The organism is Streptomyces sp. Go-475, from assembly GCF_003330845.1.
Classification (GTDB): Bacteria; Actinomycetota; Actinomycetes; order Streptomycetales; family Streptomycetaceae; genus Streptomyces.
On sequence record NZ_CP026121.1, the window covers coordinates 7,454,325 to 7,475,019 of the forward strand.

A 20,695-nucleotide genomic window follows, 5' to 3' on the forward strand; every position below is an offset into this window, starting at 1 on the left:
GGGGATTGCGGGCGGGGTCGGCGCCGGTCTGCCGGGCGCGCGGCCCGAGTTCGCTCATGGTGCCACTCACACCTCAGGCGGTGGGGTCCGTGAAAGTCCGGGCGGCCCGGCGCCGATGCCGTCGTCGGCGCCGTCGAGCCGGGCGTGCAGCGTGGCGTACCGGCCGCGGCGCGCCGTCAGTTCGTCGTGCCCGCCCCGCTCGACGACGCGGCCCTCCTCCATGACCAGCAGGGTGTCCGCGTCCCTGACCGTGGACAGTCGATGGGCGATCACGACGCTGGTCCGTCCGCGGCGCAGGCGCGCGGAGGCCTCGCGGATCAGTGCCTCGGTACGGGCGTCCACCGCACTCGTCGCCTCGTCCAGCACCAGCACCTCGGGGTCGGCGAGGAAGGCCCTGGCCAGGGCGACGAGTTGCAGCTGCCCGGTGCTGAGTCCGCCGCCGTCCTCGCCCACCACCGTCGCGTAGCCGTGGGGCAGGGCCTGGATGAAGTGGTCGACGCAGGCCGCCCGCGCCGCCCGCCGGATGTCGTTCTCGCTCGCCTCGCCGACCCCGTAGGCGATGTTCTCGGCGACGGTTCCGGTGAACAGCCACGGGTCCTGGAGCACGACCCCGACCCGCCGGTGCAGGACGTCGCGGGGCAGCGCCGCGATGTCCGTGCCCCCGAGCAGGACGCGCCCGGACCAGGGCGCGTAGAACCCCAGGAGCAGATTCACCACCGTGCTCTTGCCGGCGCCGGTGGGGCCGACGATCGCCACCGTCTCCCCGGGCCCCGCGGTGAACGACAGGTCCTCGAAGAGCACGCGGTCGGGCGTGTAGCCGAAGGTGACGCCGTCGAACCGCACTTGCCCCGAGGCCGTGACACCGCGTTCGCACTTGGGTGAGGGCGCCGGGACCGGCGGCGCTGTCTCCGGCGCGTGCAGCAGCGCCAGGACGCGCCGGGTCGAGCTCAGGCCCGACTGCAGCACGCCGACGGCGGAGGCGACGGCCGACGCCGGCCCGCCGAGCTGGAGCGTGTAGGTGACGAACGCCTGGACGTCACCGACGGACAGGTCGCCACTCGCCGCCCGCAGGCCGCCCAGGACCGCGACGAGCACATAGCCGAGAGAGCCGGCGAACGTCGTCGCGGGCCCCATGACACCGGCGAGGAACTGGGCCCGCAGTCCGGCGCGGTACAGCCGGCGGTTCCGCTCGCCGAACGCCTCCTCGGCCCGGTCCGTCCGCCCCCCGGCCACCAGTTCGGTGTGCCCCGTGACGGTCTCCTCGACGAAGGCGTTCACCTCGCCGACGGCGTCCCACTGCTGCGCGTACCGCGGACGGGAGCGGCGTGCGAGGGCCCGTGTGACGAGCGTGGACGCCAGCAGCATGCCCAGCGCCACCAGCGTGAGGGCCGGGGACAGCCACAGCATGGCGGCGAGCAGTCCCACGAGGGTGAGCAGGGCGGCGGTGATCTGCGTGAGGGCCTGCTGGAGGGTCGTCGACGTGTTCTCGGTGTCGTTCGTCAGCCTCGACAGGACGTCACCGCGCGGTCGGGCGTCGAGGTACGCCATCGGCAGCCGGGACAGCTTGGCCGAGACCGCCTCCCGCAGCCGGTAGGCCGTGCCCTGCGCCACGGACTGCGCCAGCCGCCCACGCCCCCAGGCGGCGGCCGCCGAACCGAGCACGAGCACCGCGGCCAGTAGCAGGAGCCTGCCCGCCGCCGCGAGGTCGACGCCCCCGGCCTCGCGCACACCGGCCACGACGAGATCGGTGGCCGCCCCCAGCAGCAGGGGGACGACCAGGGACAGGGCCACGCTGAGCGCGCTCAGCAGGAGGCAGGCGACCAGCCGGGCGCGCGCAGCGGGCGTGGCGGCCACCAGTCGCAGCCCGGGCCGGACGGACGGCGCCTTCCCCCCGGGCCCGTCGGTACGGTCCTCCCCGCGCGTCACGACGCCTCCGTACGGCCGCCGCGAGCGAGCACGAGCTGCCGGTAGGCGGTGTTGGCCGCCAGGAGGTCGGCGTGCGGTCCCTGGCCGACCACGCGGCCCCGGTCCAGCACGACCACGCGGTCCGCCGCACGCAGCGTCGCCAGGTGCTGGGAGACGACGAGGCGCGCGGCCCCGCGTGTCCCGACGTCCAGGGCGGCGCGCAACCGTGCCGTGGTGCCGGCGTCCAGGGCGGAGAAGGGCTCGTCGAGGAGGCACACCGGCGGCCGTTTGAGGAGCAGTTGGGCGATGGCCAGCCGCTGGCGCTGGCCGCCGGACAGGTTGGCGCCGCCCGCGCTCACCGGGGTGTCCAGCCCGTGCCCGGTGGCCTCGACGAAGTCACGGGCCTGCGCCAGCTCCAGGGCCCGCCACAGCGCGCGGTCGTCGGCGTCGGGCGCTCCCCGCCGCAGGTGGTCGGCGACGGTGCCGGAGAACAGGTACGGCCGCTGCGTGACGAGGCCGACGGCCGCGGCGAGCGTGTCGCGGTCCAGTGCGCGCACGTCCCGCCCGCCCACGGTGACCCTGCCCCCGTCGGGATCGCCGAGCCGGGCCACCAGGTGCAGCAGGGTCGTCTTGCCGCTGCCGACCGGCCCGGTCAGGACGACCGTCTCGCCGGGAGCCACGGTCAGCGAGACCGCGTGCAGCGCGGCCGACCGGGCGCCAGGGTGGCGGAAGTCCACGGAGTGGAGCGCCACTCCCGCCCGGCGGAGCGGCCGGACCTCGCTCTGCCGCGGCAGGTCGAGGGTGGCGCGGGTCCGCAGCACCTCCCGCACCCGCCCGACACTCGCCCCGGCGCGCGAGGCCTGGAGGAACACGCCCATGGCCATCATGACCGCCTGGAGCATCAGGGACAGGTAGTGCAGGAAGGCGACGACGGTGCCCATCCGCACCTCGCCCGCGGCCACGCGCACACCGCCGAACCACAGCACGGCGACCGAGGACAGTTCGATGACGACGGTGGACGCCGGCATGACCAGGGCCTGGGCCCGGCCGAGTGCGAGACCGCTGCGCAGCATCGCCCGGTCGGCGGTCCGGAAACGAGCCTCCTCATGGCTGTCGCGGTCGAACGACCGGATGGTGCGCAGGCCCGCGAGGCGTTCCCGCATGACCTGGTTGACGCGGTCCAGGCGCCGCTGCACGGCGGCCGACAGCGGCAGCGTCCGGCGCAGGACCAGCCACAGCGCCACGGTGAGCGTCGGCAGGACCACCGACAGCACGAGGCCCAGCACGGCGTCCTGGCGCAGGGCCATGACGATGCCGCCGACGGCGGTGAGCGGGGCGACCACGATCACCGTCAGGGCGTTGAGGGCGAGTTGCTGGATCTGCTGCACGTCCTGGGTGGAGCGGGTGACGAGACCGGCCCGGCCGATACGGCTCACCTCGTGGGCCGGGAGGGCCAGGATCCGGGAGAAGACGGCCTGGCGCAGCTCCCGCCCCCAGGTCAGCGCCACCGAGGCGCTCAGACAGGCCGCGCAGCCCGCGCAGAGAACCTGGACGCACGTCACCGCCCACATCACGAGGCCGAGTTCGGCGATCCGGTGACCGTCGCCCGCGAGCACGCCGTCGTCGATGACGTCCGCGTTCAGCGCGGGGAGCCGGAGCGTCGCCAGCACCTGCCCGGTCTGCAGCAGCGCCACCAGACCGAGGCGGAACCGCGGGGGGCGGCTGACGTGCATGAGCAAGAGGTCCTCCCGAGAACGGCGACCACGCCGGGCGGAGCCGGTGTCTCCACCCTGGCTCTCCCCTTCCCAAATGGCAAGTGAATGCATCCTAAATGCGCGCCCTGATCCATCGAATCAAGCCACTTCACGAGAGGATGGGAAGTGTTAGCTTGGTAACGTGGAAGCTGAAGACGACCTGCGTACGGCCGAGACGCTGCGGCTCGGCGTGTCGCGGCTGGCCTCGCGCCTGCGCGCGCGACACCCGGGCCGCGGCCAGGCGCTCACCCGCATGTCCGCCTCGGTGCTGGCCAACCTGCGCCATGACGGGCCGCTGACCCCCACGGCCCTTGCCGCGATCGAAGGGCTCCAGCCGCAGTCCCTGACCCGCGTCCTGAACGAACTGGAGGAACGCGGCCGCATCGTCCGGTCCACCAACCGCAACGACCGCCGGAGCCAGGACATCGCCATCACGGACCTCGGCATCGAGGCGCTCGACGGACACGTGCAGGAGGGGAACCGCTGGCTCGCGTCGGCCCTGACGACCCTGACCCCGACAGAGCGCGGCGTGCTCGAACTCGCCGCCGGCCTGATGGTGCGACTGGCCGAGACCGCGCCCGGAACCAGCGGTCGGCACGGGGGCTCCGAGGAGGACCGAGGTACCAGCAGGCAGGAGCGGGACGGTTCGTGACGGGGCGCCGGCGGGCCCCTCAGCTCCGGTATCCCCGCAGCTTGCGGTAGAGCGTCGCCCGGCCGATGCCCAGCGCCGCCGCCGTGCGGGCCTTGTTGCCGCCGTGGCGGCGCAGTGCCTCCAGGATCGCGGCGCGCTCGGCGTGCTCCATCGGGCTGAGGGGCCGCGCGGCCGGTCCGTCCCGTACGGGATCCGGCAGTTCCGCGCGGCGGACCGGACCGGACGCGCGCCGGTGCTCCGCCAGGGCCCGGACGACGTGGGCCAGCTCGGTGACGTTCCCGGGCCACGGGTAGCGCTCCAACGCGCGCAGGGCGTCCAGGGTCCAGGTCAGCGGCGGCTGCCCGGGCGCCGGGCGGGGCGCCAGGGCCGACAGCAACTCCCGTACGTCCTCGACGCGTTCCCGCAGCGGGGGCAGGGGCACCGAGCGGGCGGACAGCTTGTCCAGCAGGCGCTGGAGGCAGGGGCCGGCCGGTGCGCCGGGCGTGTAGGTGACCAGCAGCGGGGCGTCCGGGTGCGTGTCGAGCAGGGAGTTGAGCGCCGCCACGCCGGGCTGCGCGAGGCGCTCGGCGTGCCGGAGCAGGAGCGGCCGGTCCGCCTGCCACGCGGGCAGGATCCGGTCGAGCCCGGCGTCCCGCGCGGCATCGACGACCTGGACGTCGCCCGGCCCGAGCAACTCCCGTGCCAGCGCGGACTTGCCCGTCCCGCGCTCACCGGTCAGCAGCAGCGGCTCCCGTGAACGCGCCAGCTCGACCGCCCGCCCGACGGCGTGCCGCCACGGCACCGAGGAACCGGCCAGGGCGACCGGCGGGAACGGCGAGCCCGACGTCGAGGGCTCCGGATCGCCGAGCGGTGCCAGGACGGCCACGACCCCGATGACGCTGCCGTCCAGACGCACGGGGGTGATCCGCGCGCTGCATCCGGCGCTGTCGGGCAACGCCGCGAAGCCGCCGGACGGCACTGTCTCCTCCGCCTCGATCCGGACCGGGACCTCCGCATGACGCGCCGCGACCGCCGCCCGCTCCAGCGCCCCGAGCACCTCGGGCGTCAGCAGTCCCTGCGCCGCGTCGCTGATCAGCCGGTTGCGGCCGTCGAGGGCGGCCACGGCGCGGTCCTTGCCCCGCGCCGCCCGCAGATACGCGTCCAGCAGCGCCCGCTCGGCCCGCCCCGCCCGCGCCCGCAGTTCCGTCTCGACCGCCGCGGCGGCGGCCTCGGCGAGTGCCGCCTGCGGGTGCGGCGGACGCGCGGTGCACGGCCGTGACGCGACGGTCAGCGTGCCGAGCACCTGGCCGTTCTCCGGGGCGAGCACCGGGACGCTCACGGCGGACACGTCCTGCCAGCGGTCCAGGAAGTGCTCGGGTCCGTGCACCTCGGCCCGCCGCCGGGTGCGCAGGGCGAGCGCCGCGCTGTTGTTGCCGACCTCCTGCTCCGCCAGCACGGGGCACCGACCGAGCCCGGGCACGCTCCCCGCCGACCACAGCACGCGCAGCCGCTCATCGGTGAGAACGAGCAGTGAGCGGCCCGCGCCCAGGGCGGGCACGATCCGCTCCAGCACCGGCCGGGCGGCGACGAGCAGCGCGGACTCCACCGGCCGCACCGGATCCCCGTCCGACTCCACCGGCCGTCCCGCATCCGCGGCCAGTTCCTCCGGCCGTCCCGGATCCCCGGTCGGCTCCGCCAAGTCGTGCGGCACGCCGAAGAACCGGGCCCGTCGCCACGCCGCGACGACCTCCTCCGGTACGCCCCCCGGCAGTTGCTCCCCCGCCAGGAACCGTTCGCGGGCGAGACGCAGCGAGGGTCGGGCGGCGGCCGCGGGGGCGGCTGGGGCGGAGGGCTCTGTCGTGGTCACGGCATACACACCGTAGCCGGTTCGGTTGAACAGGCAACAACCCCGGGTCGGCCGCTCCGAGGTGTCTCGTAATGAGACACCCACCGCCCGCCCGGCCACTCCATGATCATGAGCGCTCGATGTCTGTCCCCTTGTCCGCCCCCATGCCCCCCGCAGGAGCGCCCCGTGTCCCCCGTCGTCGACACCGACGTCCTGATCGTGGGCAGCGGCCCGGCCGGTGCCTCCGCCGCGCTCGCCCTGAGCACCTACGGCGTGCCCAACATCGTCGTCACCCGCTACGCGAGCCTCGCCGACACCCCCCGCGCGCACATCACCAACCAGCGCACCATGGAGGTGCTGCGCGACCTCGGCGTGGAGCAGGAGGTCGTCGCCCAGGCGACCCCGCAGCACCTCATGGGCAACACCACCTTCTGCACCAGCCTGGCGGGCGAGGAACTGGGCCGCGTCCGCTCCTGGGGCAACGACCCGCTCGTGCAGGCCGAGCACGAACTGGCCAGCCCCACCCGCATGTGCGACCTGCCGCAGCACCTCATGGAGCCGGTCCTCGTCCACGCGGCCGTCGCCCGCGGCACCCGCCTGCGCTTCGAGACCGAGTACCTCTCCCACACCCAGGACGCCGACGGCGTCACGGCCACCGTCCGCGACCGGCTGCGCGGGGACACGTACGAGATCCGCGCCAAGTACCTGATCGGCGCCGACGGCGGACGCTCGAAGGTCGCCGCGGACGCCGGGCTGCCGATGGGCGGCCAGATGGGCGTGGCCGGCAGCATCAACATCGTCTTCGAGGCGGACCTGGCGCAGTACACCGCCCACCGCCCCTCGACCCTCTACTGGGTCCTCGCCCCCGGCGCGACGGTCGGCGGCATCGGCGCGGGCCTGGTCCGCTGCGTCCGCCCCTGGAACGAGTGGCTGATCGTCTGGGGGTACGACGTCGGCGCGGGCGCGCCCGACCTGACCACCGAGTACGCCGAGTCGATCGTCCGCAAGCTCGTCGGCGACGACGACATCCCGGTGACGATCAAGTCGTCCTCGGCGTGGACCGTCAACGAGATGTACGCCGAGCGGTACGCGAACGGCCGGGTCTTCTGCGCCGGCGACGCCGTGCACCGGCACCCGCCGTCCAACGGCCTCGGCTCCAACACCTCCATCCAGGACGCCTACAACCTGGCCTGGAAACTCAAGCTCGTCCTCGACGGCACCGCCCACCCCCGGCTGCTCGACAGCTACACCGCCGAACGCGCCCCGGTCGGCCGGCAGATCGTCAGCCGCGCCAACCGGTCGATCCGCGAGACCGCCCCGGTCTTCGAGGCCCTCGACGGGCTCTCCCCGCAGACCCCCGAGCAGCTGTGGGCCAACATCGCCGCCCGCAAGGACGCCACCGAGGCCGCCGAGAAGCAGCGCACCCGGCTGCGGGAGGCGATCGCCTTCAAGGTGTACGAGTTCAACGCGCACGGCGTCGACCTCAACCAGCGCTACGCCTCCGACGCGATCGTCCCGGACGGCACGCCCGACCCCGGCTTCACCCGCGACCAGGAGCTGCACCACCAGCCGTCCTCCCGCCCCGGCGCCCGGCTCCCGCACGCCTGGATCACCTCCGGCACCCGCACCCTCTCCACCCTCGACACGGTCGGCCGCGGCCGCTTCACCCTGCTGACCGGCATCGGGGGAGAGGACTGGGTACGGGCGGCCGAGGCCCAGGACATCGAGATCGCCACCGTGGTGATCGGCCCGGGGCAGGAGTACGAGGACCCCTACGGCGACTGGGCACGCCTGCGCGAGACCTCCGACGCGGGCGCCCTGCTCGTACGCCCGGACGGCTTCGTCGCCTTCCGCCACGCGACCGCCGCCCCGGACGCCGCACAACGGCTCGCCGACGCGCTGCGGCGGATCCTCGGGCACGCCTGAGCGCGCGCCATCATGGAAGAAGCGCACGTCGACGACGAGGAGCGGGGATGACCACCGACGCGACCGGGACCGACGTCACCGAGCAGGCCCTGGCCAGCCTCCGCACGACCGACGACCCACGGCTGCGCGAGCTGCTCACCGCGCTCGTCCGCCATCTGCACGACTTCGCCCGCGAGACGCGCCTCACCCAGGAGGAATGGGAGCAGGCGATCGGCTTCCTCACCGCGACCGGGCAGGCCTGCACCGACACCCGGCAGGAGTTCATCCTGCTGTCGGACGTGCTCGGCCTCTCCATGCTCGTGGAGACCCTCCACGGCCACCACGCGCCCGGCGCCACCGAGTCGACCGTGCTCGGCCCCTTCCACCTGACCGAGTCGCCGGTCCGCGAACTCGGCGCCGACATCGACCTGGTCGGCGGCGGCGAACCCTGTGTGGTCAGCGGCCGGGTGCGCTCCGCGGACGGCACACCCCTGCCCGGCGCCCGCGTCGACGTCTGGCAGGCCGACGACAAGGGCTACTACGACGTCCAGCAGCCCGGCGTGCAGCCCTCCGGCAACGGACGCGGCCTGTTCACCGCCGACGCCGAGGGCCGCTTCTGGTTCCGCACCTGCGTCCCGGCGGCCTACCCCATCCCCACCGACGGACCCGTGGGCGGCCTGCTGCGCGCGACCGGACGGCACCCCTACCGCCCCGCGCACATCCACTTCATCGCCACGGCCGACGGACACACGCCCGTCACCACGCACATCTTCGTCGCCGGCGGCGACTACCTCGACTCCGACGCCGTGTTCGCGGTGAAGCAGAGCCTGGTCCAGGACTTCGCGGAGACCGACGACCCGGCCCTCGCCCGGGAGTTCGGCGTGCCGAACCCCTTCCGGCACGCCGACTTCGACCTCGTACTGGAGCGCACGGCATGACGTTCCAGGAGGAGTTCACCTACGAGACCCGGCCCGCGCGGGTCGTGTTCCGGCCCGGCGCGGCCGTCACCGCGACCCCGGGCGAGGCCGCGCGCCTCGGGCTGCGGCGGCTGCTCGTGGTGTGCGGCCGCCGGGGCGAGCCCGTCGCCCGGAGCGTCGCGGACGCGCTCGGCGACAGCTGCGTGGGAGTGCACGCCGAGGCCCGGATGCACGTACCCGTCGAGGACGCGGAACGGGCCGTCGCGGCGGTCCGGGCGGCCGGGGCGGACGGCTGCGTCGCCGTCGGCGGCGGCTCCGCGATCGGGCTCGGCAAGGCCATCGCCCTGCGCACCGGACTGCCGCTGATCGCCGTGCCGTCGACCTACTCCGGCTCCGAGATGACCCCGGTCTGGGGCCTGACCGAGCACGGCACCAAGCGCACCGGCCGCGACCCGGTCGTCCAGCCCCGCAGCGTCGTCTACGACCCGCGGCTCACCCTCTCCCTGCCCCTGTCGCTGACCGTGACCAGCGGCGTCAACGCGCTCGCGCACGCCGTCGAGGCGCTGTACGCCCCGGACGCCTCGCCGCTGGTCTCGGTCATGGCCGAGGAGGGCGTGCGGGCGATGACCGAGGCGCTGCCGCGGCTGGCCGCCGCCCCCGACGACCTCGACGCGCGCGGCAGGGCGCTGTACGCGGCGTGGCTGTGCGGCGCGTGCCTGGGCGCCACCACGATGGGGCTGCACCACAAGGTCTGCCATGTGCTGGGCGGCGGCTACGGGCTGCCGCACGCCGAGACGCACACCGTGGTCCTGCCGTACGCCGTCGCCTTCAACGCCCCAGCCGCCCCGCCAGCGCTGACCGTACTGCGCCGCGCGGTAGGCGCCGACGACGTGCCCCGCGCCCTGTGGGAGCTGACCGGCCGCCTCGGCGCACCGCGGTCCCTCGCCGAACTCGGCCTCGCGGAGGGCGACGTGGCCCCGGCGGCGGACCGGATCGCCGGCGAGCCGTACGCCAACCCGCGCCCGGTGACCGCGGACGGGGTGCGGTCCGTACTGCGGGCGGCGTACCGGGGAGGCCCCCCGTAGCCCGCCGACGGTATCGCTGAACAGCCCCTTGCGGACAGAAGATGACCGCAAGGCCTCCTACGGTCGTGGCATGACTCAGACGCAGAAGATCCTCGTCGCCGGTGCCACCGGAACCGTCGGCCGCCAGGTCGTCGCCGAACTGCTCGCCCGGGGCCACGAGGTCCGCGCCCTCACCCGCGACGCCGCGAAGGCCGACCTCCCCGCCGGTGTCGAGATCGCCGAGGGCGACCTGACCGCACCGGACAGCCTGGTCCCGGCCCTGGAGGGGATCACCGGCCTCCACCTGATCACCTTCGGCGGGGCCGCCTTCGCCCCGCTGGAGACCGGCCCGCGCGTCCTGGACCTGGCCCACGCGGCCGGCGTCCGCCGGATCACCGTGCTGCACGGCGGCGGGCCCACCCCGCTGGAGGACGCGGTGCGCGCCGACGACCGGGTGAGCTGGACCGTGCTCATGCCGGTCGAGTTCATGGCCAACGCCCTGGAGTGGGCGGACGGGATCGTCGCCGCGGGCGAGGTGCGCGAGCCGTTCGTCGACCGGCTCAGCGCCATGGTCCACGAGGCCGACATCGGCGCCGTCGCCGCGGTCGCGCTCACCGAGGAGGGGCACGGAGGCCAGGAGTACGTGATCACCGGCCCCGAGGTGCTCACCGTCGGCGACAAGGTGAAGACGATCGCGGCCGCCGCCGGCCGGGAGATCACCCTGGTCGAGCTGACCGAGGAGGAGGCCGTCGCGAAGTGGCGGGCGGCGTACCTCCCGGAGGACGTCATCGGCTTCCTGCTGGAGGTGTACGGCAACACCCCCGAGGCGGGCCGTACCGTCGCGGGCACCGTCGAGAAGGTCACCGGCCGCCCGGCGCGGACCTTCGCCCAGTGGGCCGCCGAGCACGCGGACGTCTTCCGGGAGCGGTCCTGACTGTCTCGTAATGAGACACCCGTGCCGGAGCCCGGTCCGTCAGGATCGACGAGGGGGTGTGACCGCAGCAAGGTGCGGCCGTGCGGCGTGCGCTGAACCGCCGCCGTACGGGCGCACACCCGAAGAAAGGTGAACCACATGGCCCTCGCACTGCTCCGGCGCCGGTGGCTCAAGAGCACCTCCGCCGCAGCGGCGGGCCTCGCCCTCCCCCTTCCGTCCGGTGCCGGTGCCGTGGCCCGCGAGGTCGTCGACCCGATGGGCTCGCCCCTGCCGGCCGCGGACGTCACCGTCACCGCCCTGGACACCCACCGTGTCGCCGCCCGCGGGACGACCGACCCGTACGGCTACTTCCTCGCGGCGCTGCCGCCGGGCCGCTACAGCCTGCTCATCTCGGCGGAGGGCCTGCGGCCGCACCGCGAGACCATCGAGGCCGTGGCGGACGCGTCGACGCCCACCGAGCGCGTCTGGCTGGCACCGGCCGAGGCCCTCCAGCTACCGACCCCCGGGACCTGGCTCTTCGACCCGCCGCACACCGCGATCCGGTTCATCGCCAAGCACGTCGGCATGGCGAACGTCCACGGCCGTTTCGAACGCTTCGAGGGCGGCATCCAGATCGCCCAGGACATGGCGCACTCCCGCGTCCACGTCCGCATCGACGCCTCCAGCATCACCACCGGCAACACCACCCGCGACAACCACCTGCGGTCCGCCGACTTCCTGGACGTCGAACGCTTCCCGTACATCGACTTCACGAGCGCCCGCTTCGCCTACCGGGGCGGCAGCAAGTGGACGCTGCAGGGCTCGCTCACGATGCACGGCGTGAGCCGCTCGGTCGCGCTCGACACGACGTACCTGGGCACGGTGAACGGCGGCTACGGACAGGAACTGCGCTGCGCGGCCCTGGCGACGGCGGAGCTGCACCGCGAGGACTACACGCTCAACTGGCGTTCCATGCTGGCCCGGGGCATCGCGGTGGTCGGCCCGACGGTGCAACTGGAGCTGGACGTCCAGGCGATGTACCGCACCCACGACACCCCGACCCCGCCGGAATAAATTCCCTGGCCCCGCCCCTTCCGCCCTTCCTACACTCGGCACAGACCCGGCGCCGCCCACGACCGAGCGAACGCGCCACCGTGACGACGAAGGGAGACGGCCATGCGTGACCACACCGTTGCCGCCGTCTCCCTGCCGCGCTACGAGGTGATCCTCGTGTCCTCGTCGCTCCGGTGCCCGCTGCGCGGCCGGCGCCGGATGACCGGGACGAACGCCTGAACAGCGCCTGGGTCTGCTGACATGCCGTCAGCAGACCGAGGCGTGTGTGCCGTCGGATCTCCTTCGCCCGGAATCGCGCTGCCCCTTTCCCGATCGCCTCGAAAGGCCCTGGGCCGTGCGCACCCACCACAACCCGCTCGCCGCCGTCCGCAACCTCGGCATCCTCGCCCACGTCGACGCCGGCAAGACCACCGTCACCGAACGGATCCTGTTCGCCACCGGAACCACGCACAAGCGCGGCGAGGTCCATGACGGCACCACCGTCACCGACTTTGACCCGCAGGAGCGGGACCGGGGCATCACCATCTTCTCCGCGGCGGTGAGCTGCGCCTGGGACGGCCACCGGATCAACCTGATCGACACCCCGGGGCACGTCGACTTCGCCGACGAGGTGGAGCGTGCCCTCCGGGTGCTCGACGGGGCGGTGGCCGTGTTCGACGCGGTGGCCGGGGTGGAGCCGCAGAGCGAGTCGGTGTGGCGGCAGGCCGACCGGCACGGCGTGCCGAGGATCGCGTTCGTCAACAAGATGGACCGCGCCGGTGCCGGCCTCGACGCGGCCGTGGCGTCGATCCGGGAGCGGCTGCACCCGGCCCCGCTGGTGGTGCAGCTGCCGATCGGCGCGGAGGACGCCTTCACCGGCGTCGTCGACCTGGTGCGCATGCGCGCGCTGCGGTGGCCCGGCGGCGACACCCTGGAGGAGGGGCCGGTGCCCGACGACCTGCGGGAGGAGGCCGGCGCCCGCCGCCGGGCGCTGGAGGAGGCCGTGGCGGAACTCCACCCCGGCGCGTTGGAGGAGTTCTGCGCCACGGGCACGCTCGGCGAGCGGACCCTCTCCGCGGCGCTGCGGGACCTGACCCGGAGCGGCGAGGGCGTGGTCGTGCTGTGCGGCTCCGCCTACCGCGATCGCGGAGTCGAGCCGCTGCTGGACGCCGTGGTGGCCTACCTGCCCTCGCCGCTGGACGTGCCGCCGGTCCGGGGCACGCACGGCGGCGAGGTGCGGGAACGGCCCGCCGACCCGGCGGCGCCGCCGGCCGCGCTCGCGTTCAAGGTGCACGCCACCCCCACCGGGCGGCTGACGTACCTGCGGATCTACTCGGGGACGATCGAGAAGGGAGACACGCTGTGGGACGCGAGTGCGGGGCGCACCGAGCGGATCGGCCGGATCCTGCGCGTCCAGGCCGACCGGCACGCGCCCCTCGACCGTGCGGTCGCCGGTGACATCGTCGCCGTCGTCGGGCTGAAGTCGGCCCGGGCCGGCTCGACGCTGTGCGCGCCGGACGCCCCGCTCGTGCTGGAACCCCCCGGGGTGCCCGAGCCGGTGGTGTCGGTCGCGGTCGAGTCCCGCCGGGCCGGCGACACCGACCGTCTGGCGTCGGGACTGGCACGGCTGTCCGAGGAGGATCCGTCGCTGGACGTGCGGACCGACCCGGAGACCGGGCAGACGCTGCTGTCGGGCATGGGCGAACTGCACCTGGAGGTGGCCGTGGAGAAACTCCGGCGCGACCTCGGGCTGGAGGTCGCCGTGGGCCGACCGAGGGTCAGTTACCGGGAGACCGTCGGCCGGGGTGTGTCCGGGCTGGTGTACCGGCACGTCAAACAGGACGGCGGCGCGGGACAGTTCGCCCATGTCGTCCTCGACGTGGAGCCGTACGCGGAGGGAGGCTTCGACTTCCGCTCGGCCGTCGTCGGCGGGCGCGTGCCGCAGGAGTACGTCCGGGCGGTCGAGGCCGGCTGCCGGGACGCCCTCGGCGAGGGGCCACTCGGCGGGCACCCGGTGACCGGGCTGCGCGTGACGCTCACCGACGGGGCGACCCATGTGAAGGACTCCTCGGACACGGCGTTCCGCACGGCCGGCCGGCTCGGTCTCCGCGAGGCCCTGCGCGCCTGCGCGATGGTCCTGCTGGAGCCGGTCGCCGAGGTCACCGTCACGGTGCCCGAGGACGCGGTCGGCGGCGTGCTCGGCGACCTCGCCGCCCGGCGCGGGCGGGTGACCGGCTCGGTCACCCGTGCGGGCGCGGCGGTCGTCACCGCCACCGTGCCGCTGGCCGAACTGTTCGGCTACGCGACCCGGTTGCGCAGCCGCACCCAGGGCCGCGGCACCTTCACGGCCCGGCCCACGGGCTACGCACCGACGCCGACCGCCACCGCGGTCCGGTAGGACGACGGCCGGCCCCTTCCCTTCGCGTGGGGGAGGGGCCGGCCCGCCGCTCTACGGGTACGCAACCACCGCCGACGGCACTGTGGACGTCCCCGACGCGGCGCCCCGTGTGCCGACGACCCGTCGGACCGGCCACCTACGCCCGAGCCATCCGCCGCGAAGGCGTCCCACGCGCCGGCACGGGCTGGGAGATCACCCCGATCCATGAACGGCGGGGTAGAGGGCAGGGGCGGTACGGGCGGCCTCCGCCTCCCAGGTAACCTCGGAAGCGTAGTCATCGCGGCCCGACGGGCTTCCGCTCCACCTCGGTGGAGTCTCGAAGGACATGCCCCCACCCGCACGAGTCAGTTCGTGCTGCCCGGGGGAAGTCCTTGCTGTTCCGCGCGTCTGCCGCATCGGTCGCCGCCATGGCGCTCGACCATTCGCTCTACCTCCATCTCACCGAGCAGTTCACCCACGTGCACGGCTACCGGCCCGGCCCCTCGGAGGCGCGCTCCTGGGAGCGGAGCATCCCCGCCCTGTCGGCCGCGCTCAACGACGCGGGGCTCGGTGACGTGGAGATCATGCTGGAGTACGCGCTCCCGCTGAACAGCAAGCGCGCCGATGCCGTCCTCGCCGGTGTCCACCCGGTGACGGGCGAGCCGTCGTACGTCGTGGTGGAGCTGAAGCAGTGGAGCCAGGCCGAGCCGGACGAGGAGGACCCGGCACTGTGTCACGTGGACGCCTACCCTCACCCGGTTCTCAACCCCATCGAGCAGGTACGCCGCTACTGCGAGTACCTGGTCAACTTCAATGGCGCGGTGGCCGAGCATCCACGTCGGGTCAGCGGAGCCGCGTTCCTGCACAACGCGACCGAGTTCGGGGTGGGTGGCCTGCGCGCCATCGAGTCCGACGAGCACGGCCTGCTGTTCACCGGGGACCGGCGCGGCGAGTTCCTCGACCATCTTCGTACGAGGCTCAGTGACAAGCGGCCCGGCGCCCGGGCCGCCGACGAACTGCTGGCCGGGAAGACCGTACCGTCCAAGCAACTCATGTCGGTGGCGGCGCAGGAGGTCCGCGAGCGTGAGCAGTTCGTCCTCCTCGACGAACAGCAGGTCGCGTACCGCATGGTGCTGAACGCCGTGCGCAGGGCCAAGAGGTCGGACCACAAGGAGGTCGTGGTCGTCACCGGCGGCCCCGGCACCGGCAAGAGCGTCATCGCTCTCTCCCTGCTCGGCGAGCTGTACCGGCAGGGCGTCCCGGCCCTGCACGCCACCGGGTCCCAGTCGTTCACCAAGACCATGCGGAAGGTGGCCGGCTCCCGCAAGCGGGAGGTACAGGAGCTGTTCAAGTACTTCAACAGCTTCATGACGGCCGAGAAGAACAGCCTGGACGTCGTGATCTGCGACGAGGCACACCGCATCCGTGAGACGTCCGCCAACCGGTACACGCCGGCCGCGCACCGGACCGGGAAACGGCAGATCGACGAGTTGCTGGACGTAGCCAAGGTGCCCGTCTTCCTCCTCGACGAACACCAGGTCGTCCGCCCCGGGGAGATGGGCCGGGTCGACGACATCAAGGCGGCAGCCGCGCGCAGGGGACTGACCTGTCACGTCGTACCGCTCGACAGCCAGTTCCGCTGCGGCGGGAGCGACGCCTACCTGCGCTGGGTCGTACGCCTGCTGGGACTGGAGCCTGGCGGGCCGGTGGTGTGGGACCCCGACGACCGCATGCAACTGGTGGTGGCCGAGAGCCCGCAGGAGATGGAATCCTTCCTGGACGGGCGGCGCGGCCAGGGCTATGGCGCCCGGATGTCCGCGGGCTACTGCTGGCCCTGGTCTCCCGAACCCAAGCCGGGAGAGCCCCTTCCGGCCGACGTGCGCATCGGCGACTGGGCCCGTCCGTGGAACCTGCGGGGCGACCGCTCCGTGTCCGGGGCTCCGCCCTCCGCCCTGTGGGCGACGGACCCGGCGGGTTTCGGCCAGATCGGTTGTGTCTACACGGCCCAGGGCTTCGAGTACGACTGGTCCGGCGTCATCATCGGACCCGACCTGGTGTGGCGCGGTGACCGCTGGATCACCGACCGTACGGCATCCAAGGACCCCGTCTTCAAGCGGTCGACCCCCGACGCGGACGTCGACCGCCTGATCCGCAACACCTACAAGGTTCTCCTCACCCGAGGCATGGTGGGCACGGTCGTCTACTCCACGGACGCGGAGACCCAGCACAAGCTACGGGAGCTGACGGGCCGGCCTCGCCTCACAACCGTGGGGGCGTGAGCGGGCTGTCCGTTTGCGTGGCCTCGCGACGATCCGTTCGTGACGTGGGCACGGTGGCTTGGAAACGGCTGCCGGGGAGGCCACGCACCTAAGATCACCGGTACCGGTCGCGGCCCGACGGGCTTCCTCCGCACGAGGACATGCCCCCACCCGCACGAGTCACTCGTGCCCTGGGGGAACCTCCTCGTGTCCATGCTCCTGCTGAGATTGTCGGCGCAGGACCTGCTCGCCCTGAACTCCCGGCGCCGGATGGTGCCCCATCTCGCAGCCAGATGGAAGCACTTCCGGGGCACGGAAGCCTCCCTCTCCGAACGAACCGCGTGGGCGGAGAGCCTGGTCGAGTTGGCGAAGGACCTCGTGGCGGCGGACCGCGGCGGTGTGGAGATGATCGTCGAGTGCGCGGCGACGGTCGAGGAACCGGAGAACCGCAACGACCAGCGCCTGATCGACGTCGTTCTGGCCGGCCGCCACCCGGAAACCCACCACCCTTCGTTCCAGCTCGTCGAGCTGAAGCGCTGGTCGACGGTCACCCGGGTCGAGGCCGCGACGGCCGAACTGGTTCACGTGCCGGGAATCATCGAGCCGAAACGGCACCCCGCCTTGCAACTGCGCGAATGCTTCGACCTGTTCACCGGTGACAAGGGTCCGCTGGACGGCCTCGAGGTCGAGTGCGGCGGATTCGCCTATCTCCACAACGCCACGGAGGAATCCGCGAAGCCCCTGCTCGACGCCGACGCGCCCACGGGGATCTACGCGCGCACGTACACCAAGGACCGCCGCGCGAAACTGCTCGCCGACCTTCGTGGACACTTCGCGGAGAACGGCGGCGACCACGCCGCCGAGCTGCTGCTGAAGAAGATGAACCTCCGCAACACGCCCCTGCTCGACGCGATGATCAGGTCCCGGGGCGAGGACACCGTTTTCACCCTGCGGAGGAAGCAGAAGGAGATCGCCGACGACGTCATGGAGAAGGCGTCCCTGATACTCGGAGACCCCGATCAGCCGACCCTCGTCCCGGACGACCGGAGGGCCGTCTTCGTCGTGACCGGCGGCGCGGGCACGGGGAAGAGCGCTGTCGGACTGCAGCTCAAAGCCCGGTTGGAAGCCGCAGGACGGACGGTCCGGTACGCCAGCGGCAGCAGGGCCTTCAACGGGGCGCTGCGGGAGCACGTGGGGTACGGCGACAGGGAGTTCAAGGAGAGCTTCACCTACTTCAGCAGCTTCGTCACGCCGCCCGACCCGCCGCTCGACGTCCTCATCTGCGACGAGGCGCACCGGCTGCGGGACAGGACCACCAACCGCTATCTGCCGGCCGAGGCGCAGGGGACGAAGCCTCAGGTGGACGAGTTGCTCGACGCCTCCCGCCTCACGGTGTTCTTCCTGGACGGAAGCCAGTCGGTACGGCCGAACGAAGTGGGCACGGCTGACCTCATCACGAACGCCGCCAAGGCCCGTGGCATCACTCCGGCTCGCTACGAGCTGTCGGCCCAGTACCGGTGCGGAGGAAGCGACGGGTACGTGCACTGGGTGCGGGATGTCCTGGGACTCACCGGGAACGAGCCGGAGCCGTGGACCCCTGACGGACTCATGCACGTCGAGGTCGCCGACAGCGCTGCGGACATGGAGCGGATCATCAGGGCTGAGGCGGAGGCAGGGGCTTCCGCCCGTATGGTCGCCGGATTCTGCTGGCCCTGGACCAAGCCGCGGGGCAAGGGCGCGGGGAGGTGGCTGGAAGCCGATGTCCGCATCGGTGGCTGGCACAAGCCGTGGAACGCCTACAGCGAGAGCTTCTGCGAGGACGGAACCGTGCCGCCCTCCAAGATCTGGTCCGTGCACCCTGCCGGGATCAACCAGATCGGCTGCGTCTACACCGCTCAGGGACTCGAATGGGACTGGTGCGGTGTGATCATCGGCGAGGACATGGTGCGCCGCGACGGTCGCTGGGTCTTCCAGAAGGGCAAGGCGCGCAAGGACCCGGAAACCGGGGTCAAGCGAGTGGCGGCCCCGGGCTCCTTCGACCCGAGTCTGCGAGGCAAGAAGCCGGACGACGAGGACTTCGCCCGGTGCATTCGGCACGCGTATCACGTGCTCATGACCCGGGCGAGCCGGGCGACCGTCCTCTACTCGCCCGACGAGGAGACCCAGGCATATCTGAAGCAGATCGTCGGGGACGTGCGGATCGACGGCCTGCGTCCCACCTGGGAGAACCTTCCGCCCGTGGCGCGGGCGGCGCATCTGCCCCGGCCCAAGCGGGGGCGCAACCGCTCGCGCAACAGGAAGAAGCGGAACAAGCCCGACAAGGGGCAGCGGCCCCTCTTCTGAGCGCACTTCCGGCGAGCCGGCCGACGGGTGAAGGCAGAGAGGAGAGTGGCGGGTTCACCGGACCCGCCACATGCCTGCCTCAGACGAGGAGGCGCGCTGCCGCCGTCAGCAGCTCCCACACAAGGTTGGAGGCAACTCCTGCGGCGGCGCCGACCAGGATCTCGCGAATCCAGGAACGACGCGCGGGCTTGTACTCGACCGGTTCCATGTAGAGCCACTCCAGGGTGTGAGTTCGGAATGGCAGGGATCGCCCTACCGGGCATCCGCCCTCACCGAAGTGAGGTCCAGGTGGTGGATTCACCGTTCGTCACTCACGACCAGCGGACTGGATCGTGGACACCGCCTCGTACCCTCCGGGAAGGTGCGCAGCGAGTGTGAGCCTAGTGATGAGCGCTGGATCATGCCAACCGGCAGACCCAGCAACGGTGTTGCAGGAGCCTTCCGATATCCGGTTGCCCCACACGCCACCAACTGCCAGTCTCCCGCCCATGCCCGCCTTCACCGCCCCCGACGGCACCACCCTCGCCTACCACGTGGCGGGAGACGGCCCGCCCCTGGTCTGTCTCCCGGGCGGTCCCATGCAGGACTCCGTCTACCTGGGGGAACTCGGTGGTCTGACCGCCCACCGGACCCTGATCCGGCTGGACCTCCGGGGTACGGGCCGGTCGGCGGTGTCGGAGGACGCGGCGTCGTACCGCTGTGACCGGCAGGTCGAGGACGTCGAGGCGCTTCGGGAGGAGCTGGGCCTGGAGCGGCTGGACCTGCTCGGGCACTCCGCCGGTGCGAACCTGGCGGTCCTGTACGCGGCCCGGCATCCGGCCCGTGTGGGGCGTCTCGCCCTCGTGACGCCCAGCGTCTTCGCCGTCGGGCTCGACATCACCGCCGAGGACCGGTTGGAGACCGCTCGCCTGCGCCGGGACGAACCGTGGTTCGCCCCGGCGTACGCGTCCCTGGAGGCGATCACGGCCGGCCGCGCGGCGGACGGGGACTGGGCGGCCGTCGCGCCGTTCTGGTACGGGAGGTGGGACGACGAGGCACGCGCCTTTCGCGCGGCGGAGGAACAGCAGCGCAACGGCGATGCCGCCGCCCGCTACGCCTCCGACGGCGCCTTCGACCCCGGAGCCACCCGGACCGCCCTCTCCGCGTTCCCCTCACCGGTGCTCGTCCTCGCCGGGGAGTACGACGTGGCCGCGCCCGCGCGCGTGATGAAGGAGTACGCGGGGCTCTTCCCGAGGAGTGAGGCGGTGGTGCAGAGCGGGGTCGGGCACTTCCCCTGGCGGGACGATCCGGGGCCGTTCGTGGCAGCCTTGGTCGCCTTCCTGGACGGCGTCAGCAGTCCCTGAACTCCGGTGACTGGTTCAGGATCTGGGAGCGGACGGACGTGAAGCGGGTGTACGTCTCGCCGTTCCGGGACTCCGGGCGGAACGCCGCCACGCGGTGGCAGTTCTGGAAGGCCAGGGCGATGCCGAAGTGGCGCTCCAGGCTGGAGCGGATCGCGTCGCTGGCGAGGGCGCGCAGGAGCTGGCCGCGTTCCTGTTCGGACGGGGGAGGGGTCTGGTTGTCCGTGAACTCCGCCTGACCGGCGTTCAGGTCGGCGGCGAGGGAGGCGATCAGGTCGTAGGCGTAGGGGAGGGACGTGCGGACCGTGTCCACGAAGTCCTCCTCGCGGACGTCGCCGCGTTCGGCTTCGGCGAGGAGCCGGTCGGATACGTCGAGAGACATGAGGGGA

15 protein-coding genes are annotated in these 20,695 nt (G+C 72.9%); 10 read left to right on the top strand and 5 right to left on the bottom strand.

Annotation, left to right across the window (positions count from 1 at the left end):
• Positions 1-66 precede the first annotated feature (66 nt).
• Both C1703_RS33875 and C1703_RS33880 read right to left on the bottom strand, forming a co-directional pair.
• Positions 67-1,926 (bottom strand): ABC transporter ATP-binding protein, encoded by a 1,860-nt coding sequence (locus C1703_RS33875; RefSeq protein ID WP_114256414.1) that lies wholly within the window; start codon positions 1,924-1,926, stop codon positions 67-69.
• Positions 1,923-3,638 carry an ABC transporter ATP-binding protein gene (locus C1703_RS33880; protein WP_232840673.1) on the bottom strand — a complete coding sequence of 572 codons (1,716 nt, stop codon included), beginning with the start codon at positions 3,636-3,638 and terminating at the stop codon, positions 1,923-1,925. The genes C1703_RS33875 and C1703_RS33880 overlap by 4 nt, the downstream gene beginning before the upstream one ends.
• 163 nt (positions 3,639-3,801) lie before the next feature.
• Here C1703_RS33880 and C1703_RS33885 point away from each other — a divergent pair, with 163 nt between their 5' ends.
• Entirely contained in the window at positions 3,802-4,311 is a 510-nt protein-coding gene (locus tag C1703_RS33885; RefSeq protein WP_232840674.1) for a MarR family transcriptional regulator, read from the top strand.
• A 19-nt stretch (positions 4,312-4,330) separates the two neighbouring features.
• Here the strand turns inward: C1703_RS33885 and C1703_RS33890 are convergent, their stop codons facing one another.
• On the bottom strand, positions 4,331-6,157 hold the full coding sequence (locus tag C1703_RS33890) for a helix-turn-helix domain-containing protein (protein WP_114256415.1): 1,827 nt from the start codon (positions 6,155-6,157) through the stop codon (positions 4,331-4,333).
• Between the two features lie 165 nt (positions 6,158-6,322).
• Here C1703_RS33890 and C1703_RS33895 point away from each other — a divergent pair, with 165 nt between their 5' ends.
• The 8 genes from C1703_RS33895 (at position 6,323) to C1703_RS33930 (ending at position 18,966) form a co-directional block, all read left to right on the top strand.
• Positions 6,323-8,062 (top strand): FAD-dependent monooxygenase, encoded by a 1,740-nt coding sequence (locus C1703_RS33895; protein WP_114256416.1) that lies wholly within the window; start codon positions 6,323-6,325, stop codon positions 8,060-8,062.
• A 47-nt stretch (positions 8,063-8,109) separates the two neighbouring features.
• Positions 8,110-8,979 carry an intradiol ring-cleavage dioxygenase gene (locus tag C1703_RS33900; RefSeq protein ID WP_114256417.1) on the top strand — a complete coding sequence of 290 codons (870 nt, stop codon included), beginning with the start codon at positions 8,110-8,112 and terminating at the stop codon, positions 8,977-8,979.
• Entirely contained in the window at positions 8,976-10,043 is a 1,068-nt protein-coding gene (locus C1703_RS33905; protein ID WP_114256418.1) for a maleylacetate reductase, read from the top strand. The genes C1703_RS33900 and C1703_RS33905 overlap by 4 nt, the downstream gene beginning before the upstream one ends.
• A gap of 70 nt (positions 10,044-10,113) precedes the next feature.
• Positions 10,114-10,956 (top strand): NAD(P)H-binding protein, encoded by an 843-nt coding sequence (locus C1703_RS33910; protein ID WP_114256419.1) that lies wholly within the window; start codon positions 10,114-10,116, stop codon positions 10,954-10,956.
• Positions 10,957-11,094: 138 nt separating this feature from the next.
• On the top strand, positions 11,095-12,009 hold the full coding sequence (locus tag C1703_RS33915) for a YceI family protein (protein ID WP_114256420.1): 915 nt from the start codon (positions 11,095-11,097) through the stop codon (positions 12,007-12,009).
• A gap of 334 nt (positions 12,010-12,343) precedes the next feature.
• Positions 12,344-14,386, top strand: coding sequence for an elongation factor G (gene fusA, locus C1703_RS33920; RefSeq protein WP_114256421.1), 2,043 nt, complete (start codon positions 12,344-12,346; stop codon positions 14,384-14,386).
• A gap of 371 nt (positions 14,387-14,757) precedes the next feature.
• A complete protein-coding gene (locus C1703_RS33925; RefSeq protein WP_114256422.1) occupies positions 14,758-16,644 on the top strand; it encodes a DUF2075 domain-containing protein in 1,887 nt (628 codons plus the stop codon).
• 192 nt (positions 16,645-16,836) lie between these two features.
• On the top strand, positions 16,837-18,966 hold the full coding sequence (locus C1703_RS33930; protein WP_232840805.1) for a DUF2075 domain-containing protein: 2,130 nt from the start codon (positions 16,837-16,839) through the stop codon (positions 18,964-18,966).
• A 79-nt stretch (positions 18,967-19,045) separates the two neighbouring features.
• Here C1703_RS33930 and C1703_RS39965 read toward each other — a convergent pair whose 3' ends face one another.
• Positions 19,046-19,174, bottom strand: a complete 129-nt coding sequence (locus tag C1703_RS39965; RefSeq protein ID WP_232840675.1) for a DUF6408 family protein — start codon at positions 19,172-19,174, stop codon at positions 19,046-19,048.
• Positions 19,175-19,454: 280 nt separating this feature from the next.
• Between C1703_RS39965 and C1703_RS33935 the strand changes: the two genes are divergently transcribed.
• The gene (locus tag C1703_RS33935) at positions 19,455-20,309 is read left to right on the top strand and encodes an alpha/beta hydrolase (protein WP_114256423.1); all 855 of its coding nucleotides are present in this window, start codon (positions 19,455-19,457) and stop codon (positions 20,307-20,309) included.
• On the opposite strand, the gene C1703_RS33940 is transcribed toward C1703_RS33935, so the two are convergent.
• Entirely contained in the window at positions 20,296-20,688 is a 393-nt protein-coding gene (locus C1703_RS33940) for an SCO5389 family protein (RefSeq protein WP_031120126.1), read from the bottom strand. The two genes, C1703_RS33935 and C1703_RS33940, sit on opposite strands and share 14 nt — an antisense overlap.
• Positions 20,689-20,695: the final 7 nt, after the last annotated feature.

Excerpts from the sequence above, each read along its gene's own strand:
- C1703_RS33905 (WP_114256418.1), top strand. The coding sequence starts at position 8,976 with ATGACGTTCCAGGAGGAGTTCACCTACGAGACCCGGCCCGCGCGGGTC.
- C1703_RS33880 (WP_232840673.1), bottom strand. The coding sequence starts at position 3,638 with ATGCACGTCAGCCGCCCCCCGCGGTTCCGCCTCGGTCTGGTGGCGCTG.
- C1703_RS33900 (WP_114256417.1), top strand. The coding sequence starts at position 8,110 with ATGACCACCGACGCGACCGGGACCGACGTCACCGAGCAGGCCCTGGCC.
- C1703_RS33910 (WP_114256419.1), top strand. The coding sequence starts at position 10,114 with ATGACTCAGACGCAGAAGATCCTCGTCGCCGGTGCCACCGGAACCGTC.
- C1703_RS39965 (WP_232840675.1), bottom strand. The coding sequence starts at position 19,174 with ATGGAACCGGTCGAGTACAAGCCCGCGCGTCGTTCCTGGATTCGCGAG.
- C1703_RS33930 (WP_232840805.1), top strand. The coding sequence starts at position 16,837 with ATGCTCCTGCTGAGATTGTCGGCGCAGGACCTGCTCGCCCTGAACTCC.
- C1703_RS33940 (WP_031120126.1), bottom strand. The coding sequence starts at position 20,688 with ATGTCTCTCGACGTATCCGACCGGCTCCTCGCCGAAGCCGAACGCGGC.
- C1703_RS33935 (WP_114256423.1), top strand. The coding sequence starts at position 19,455 with ATGCCCGCCTTCACCGCCCCCGACGGCACCACCCTCGCCTACCACGTG.
- C1703_RS33915 (WP_114256420.1), top strand. The coding sequence starts at position 11,095 with ATGGCCCTCGCACTGCTCCGGCGCCGGTGGCTCAAGAGCACCTCCGCC.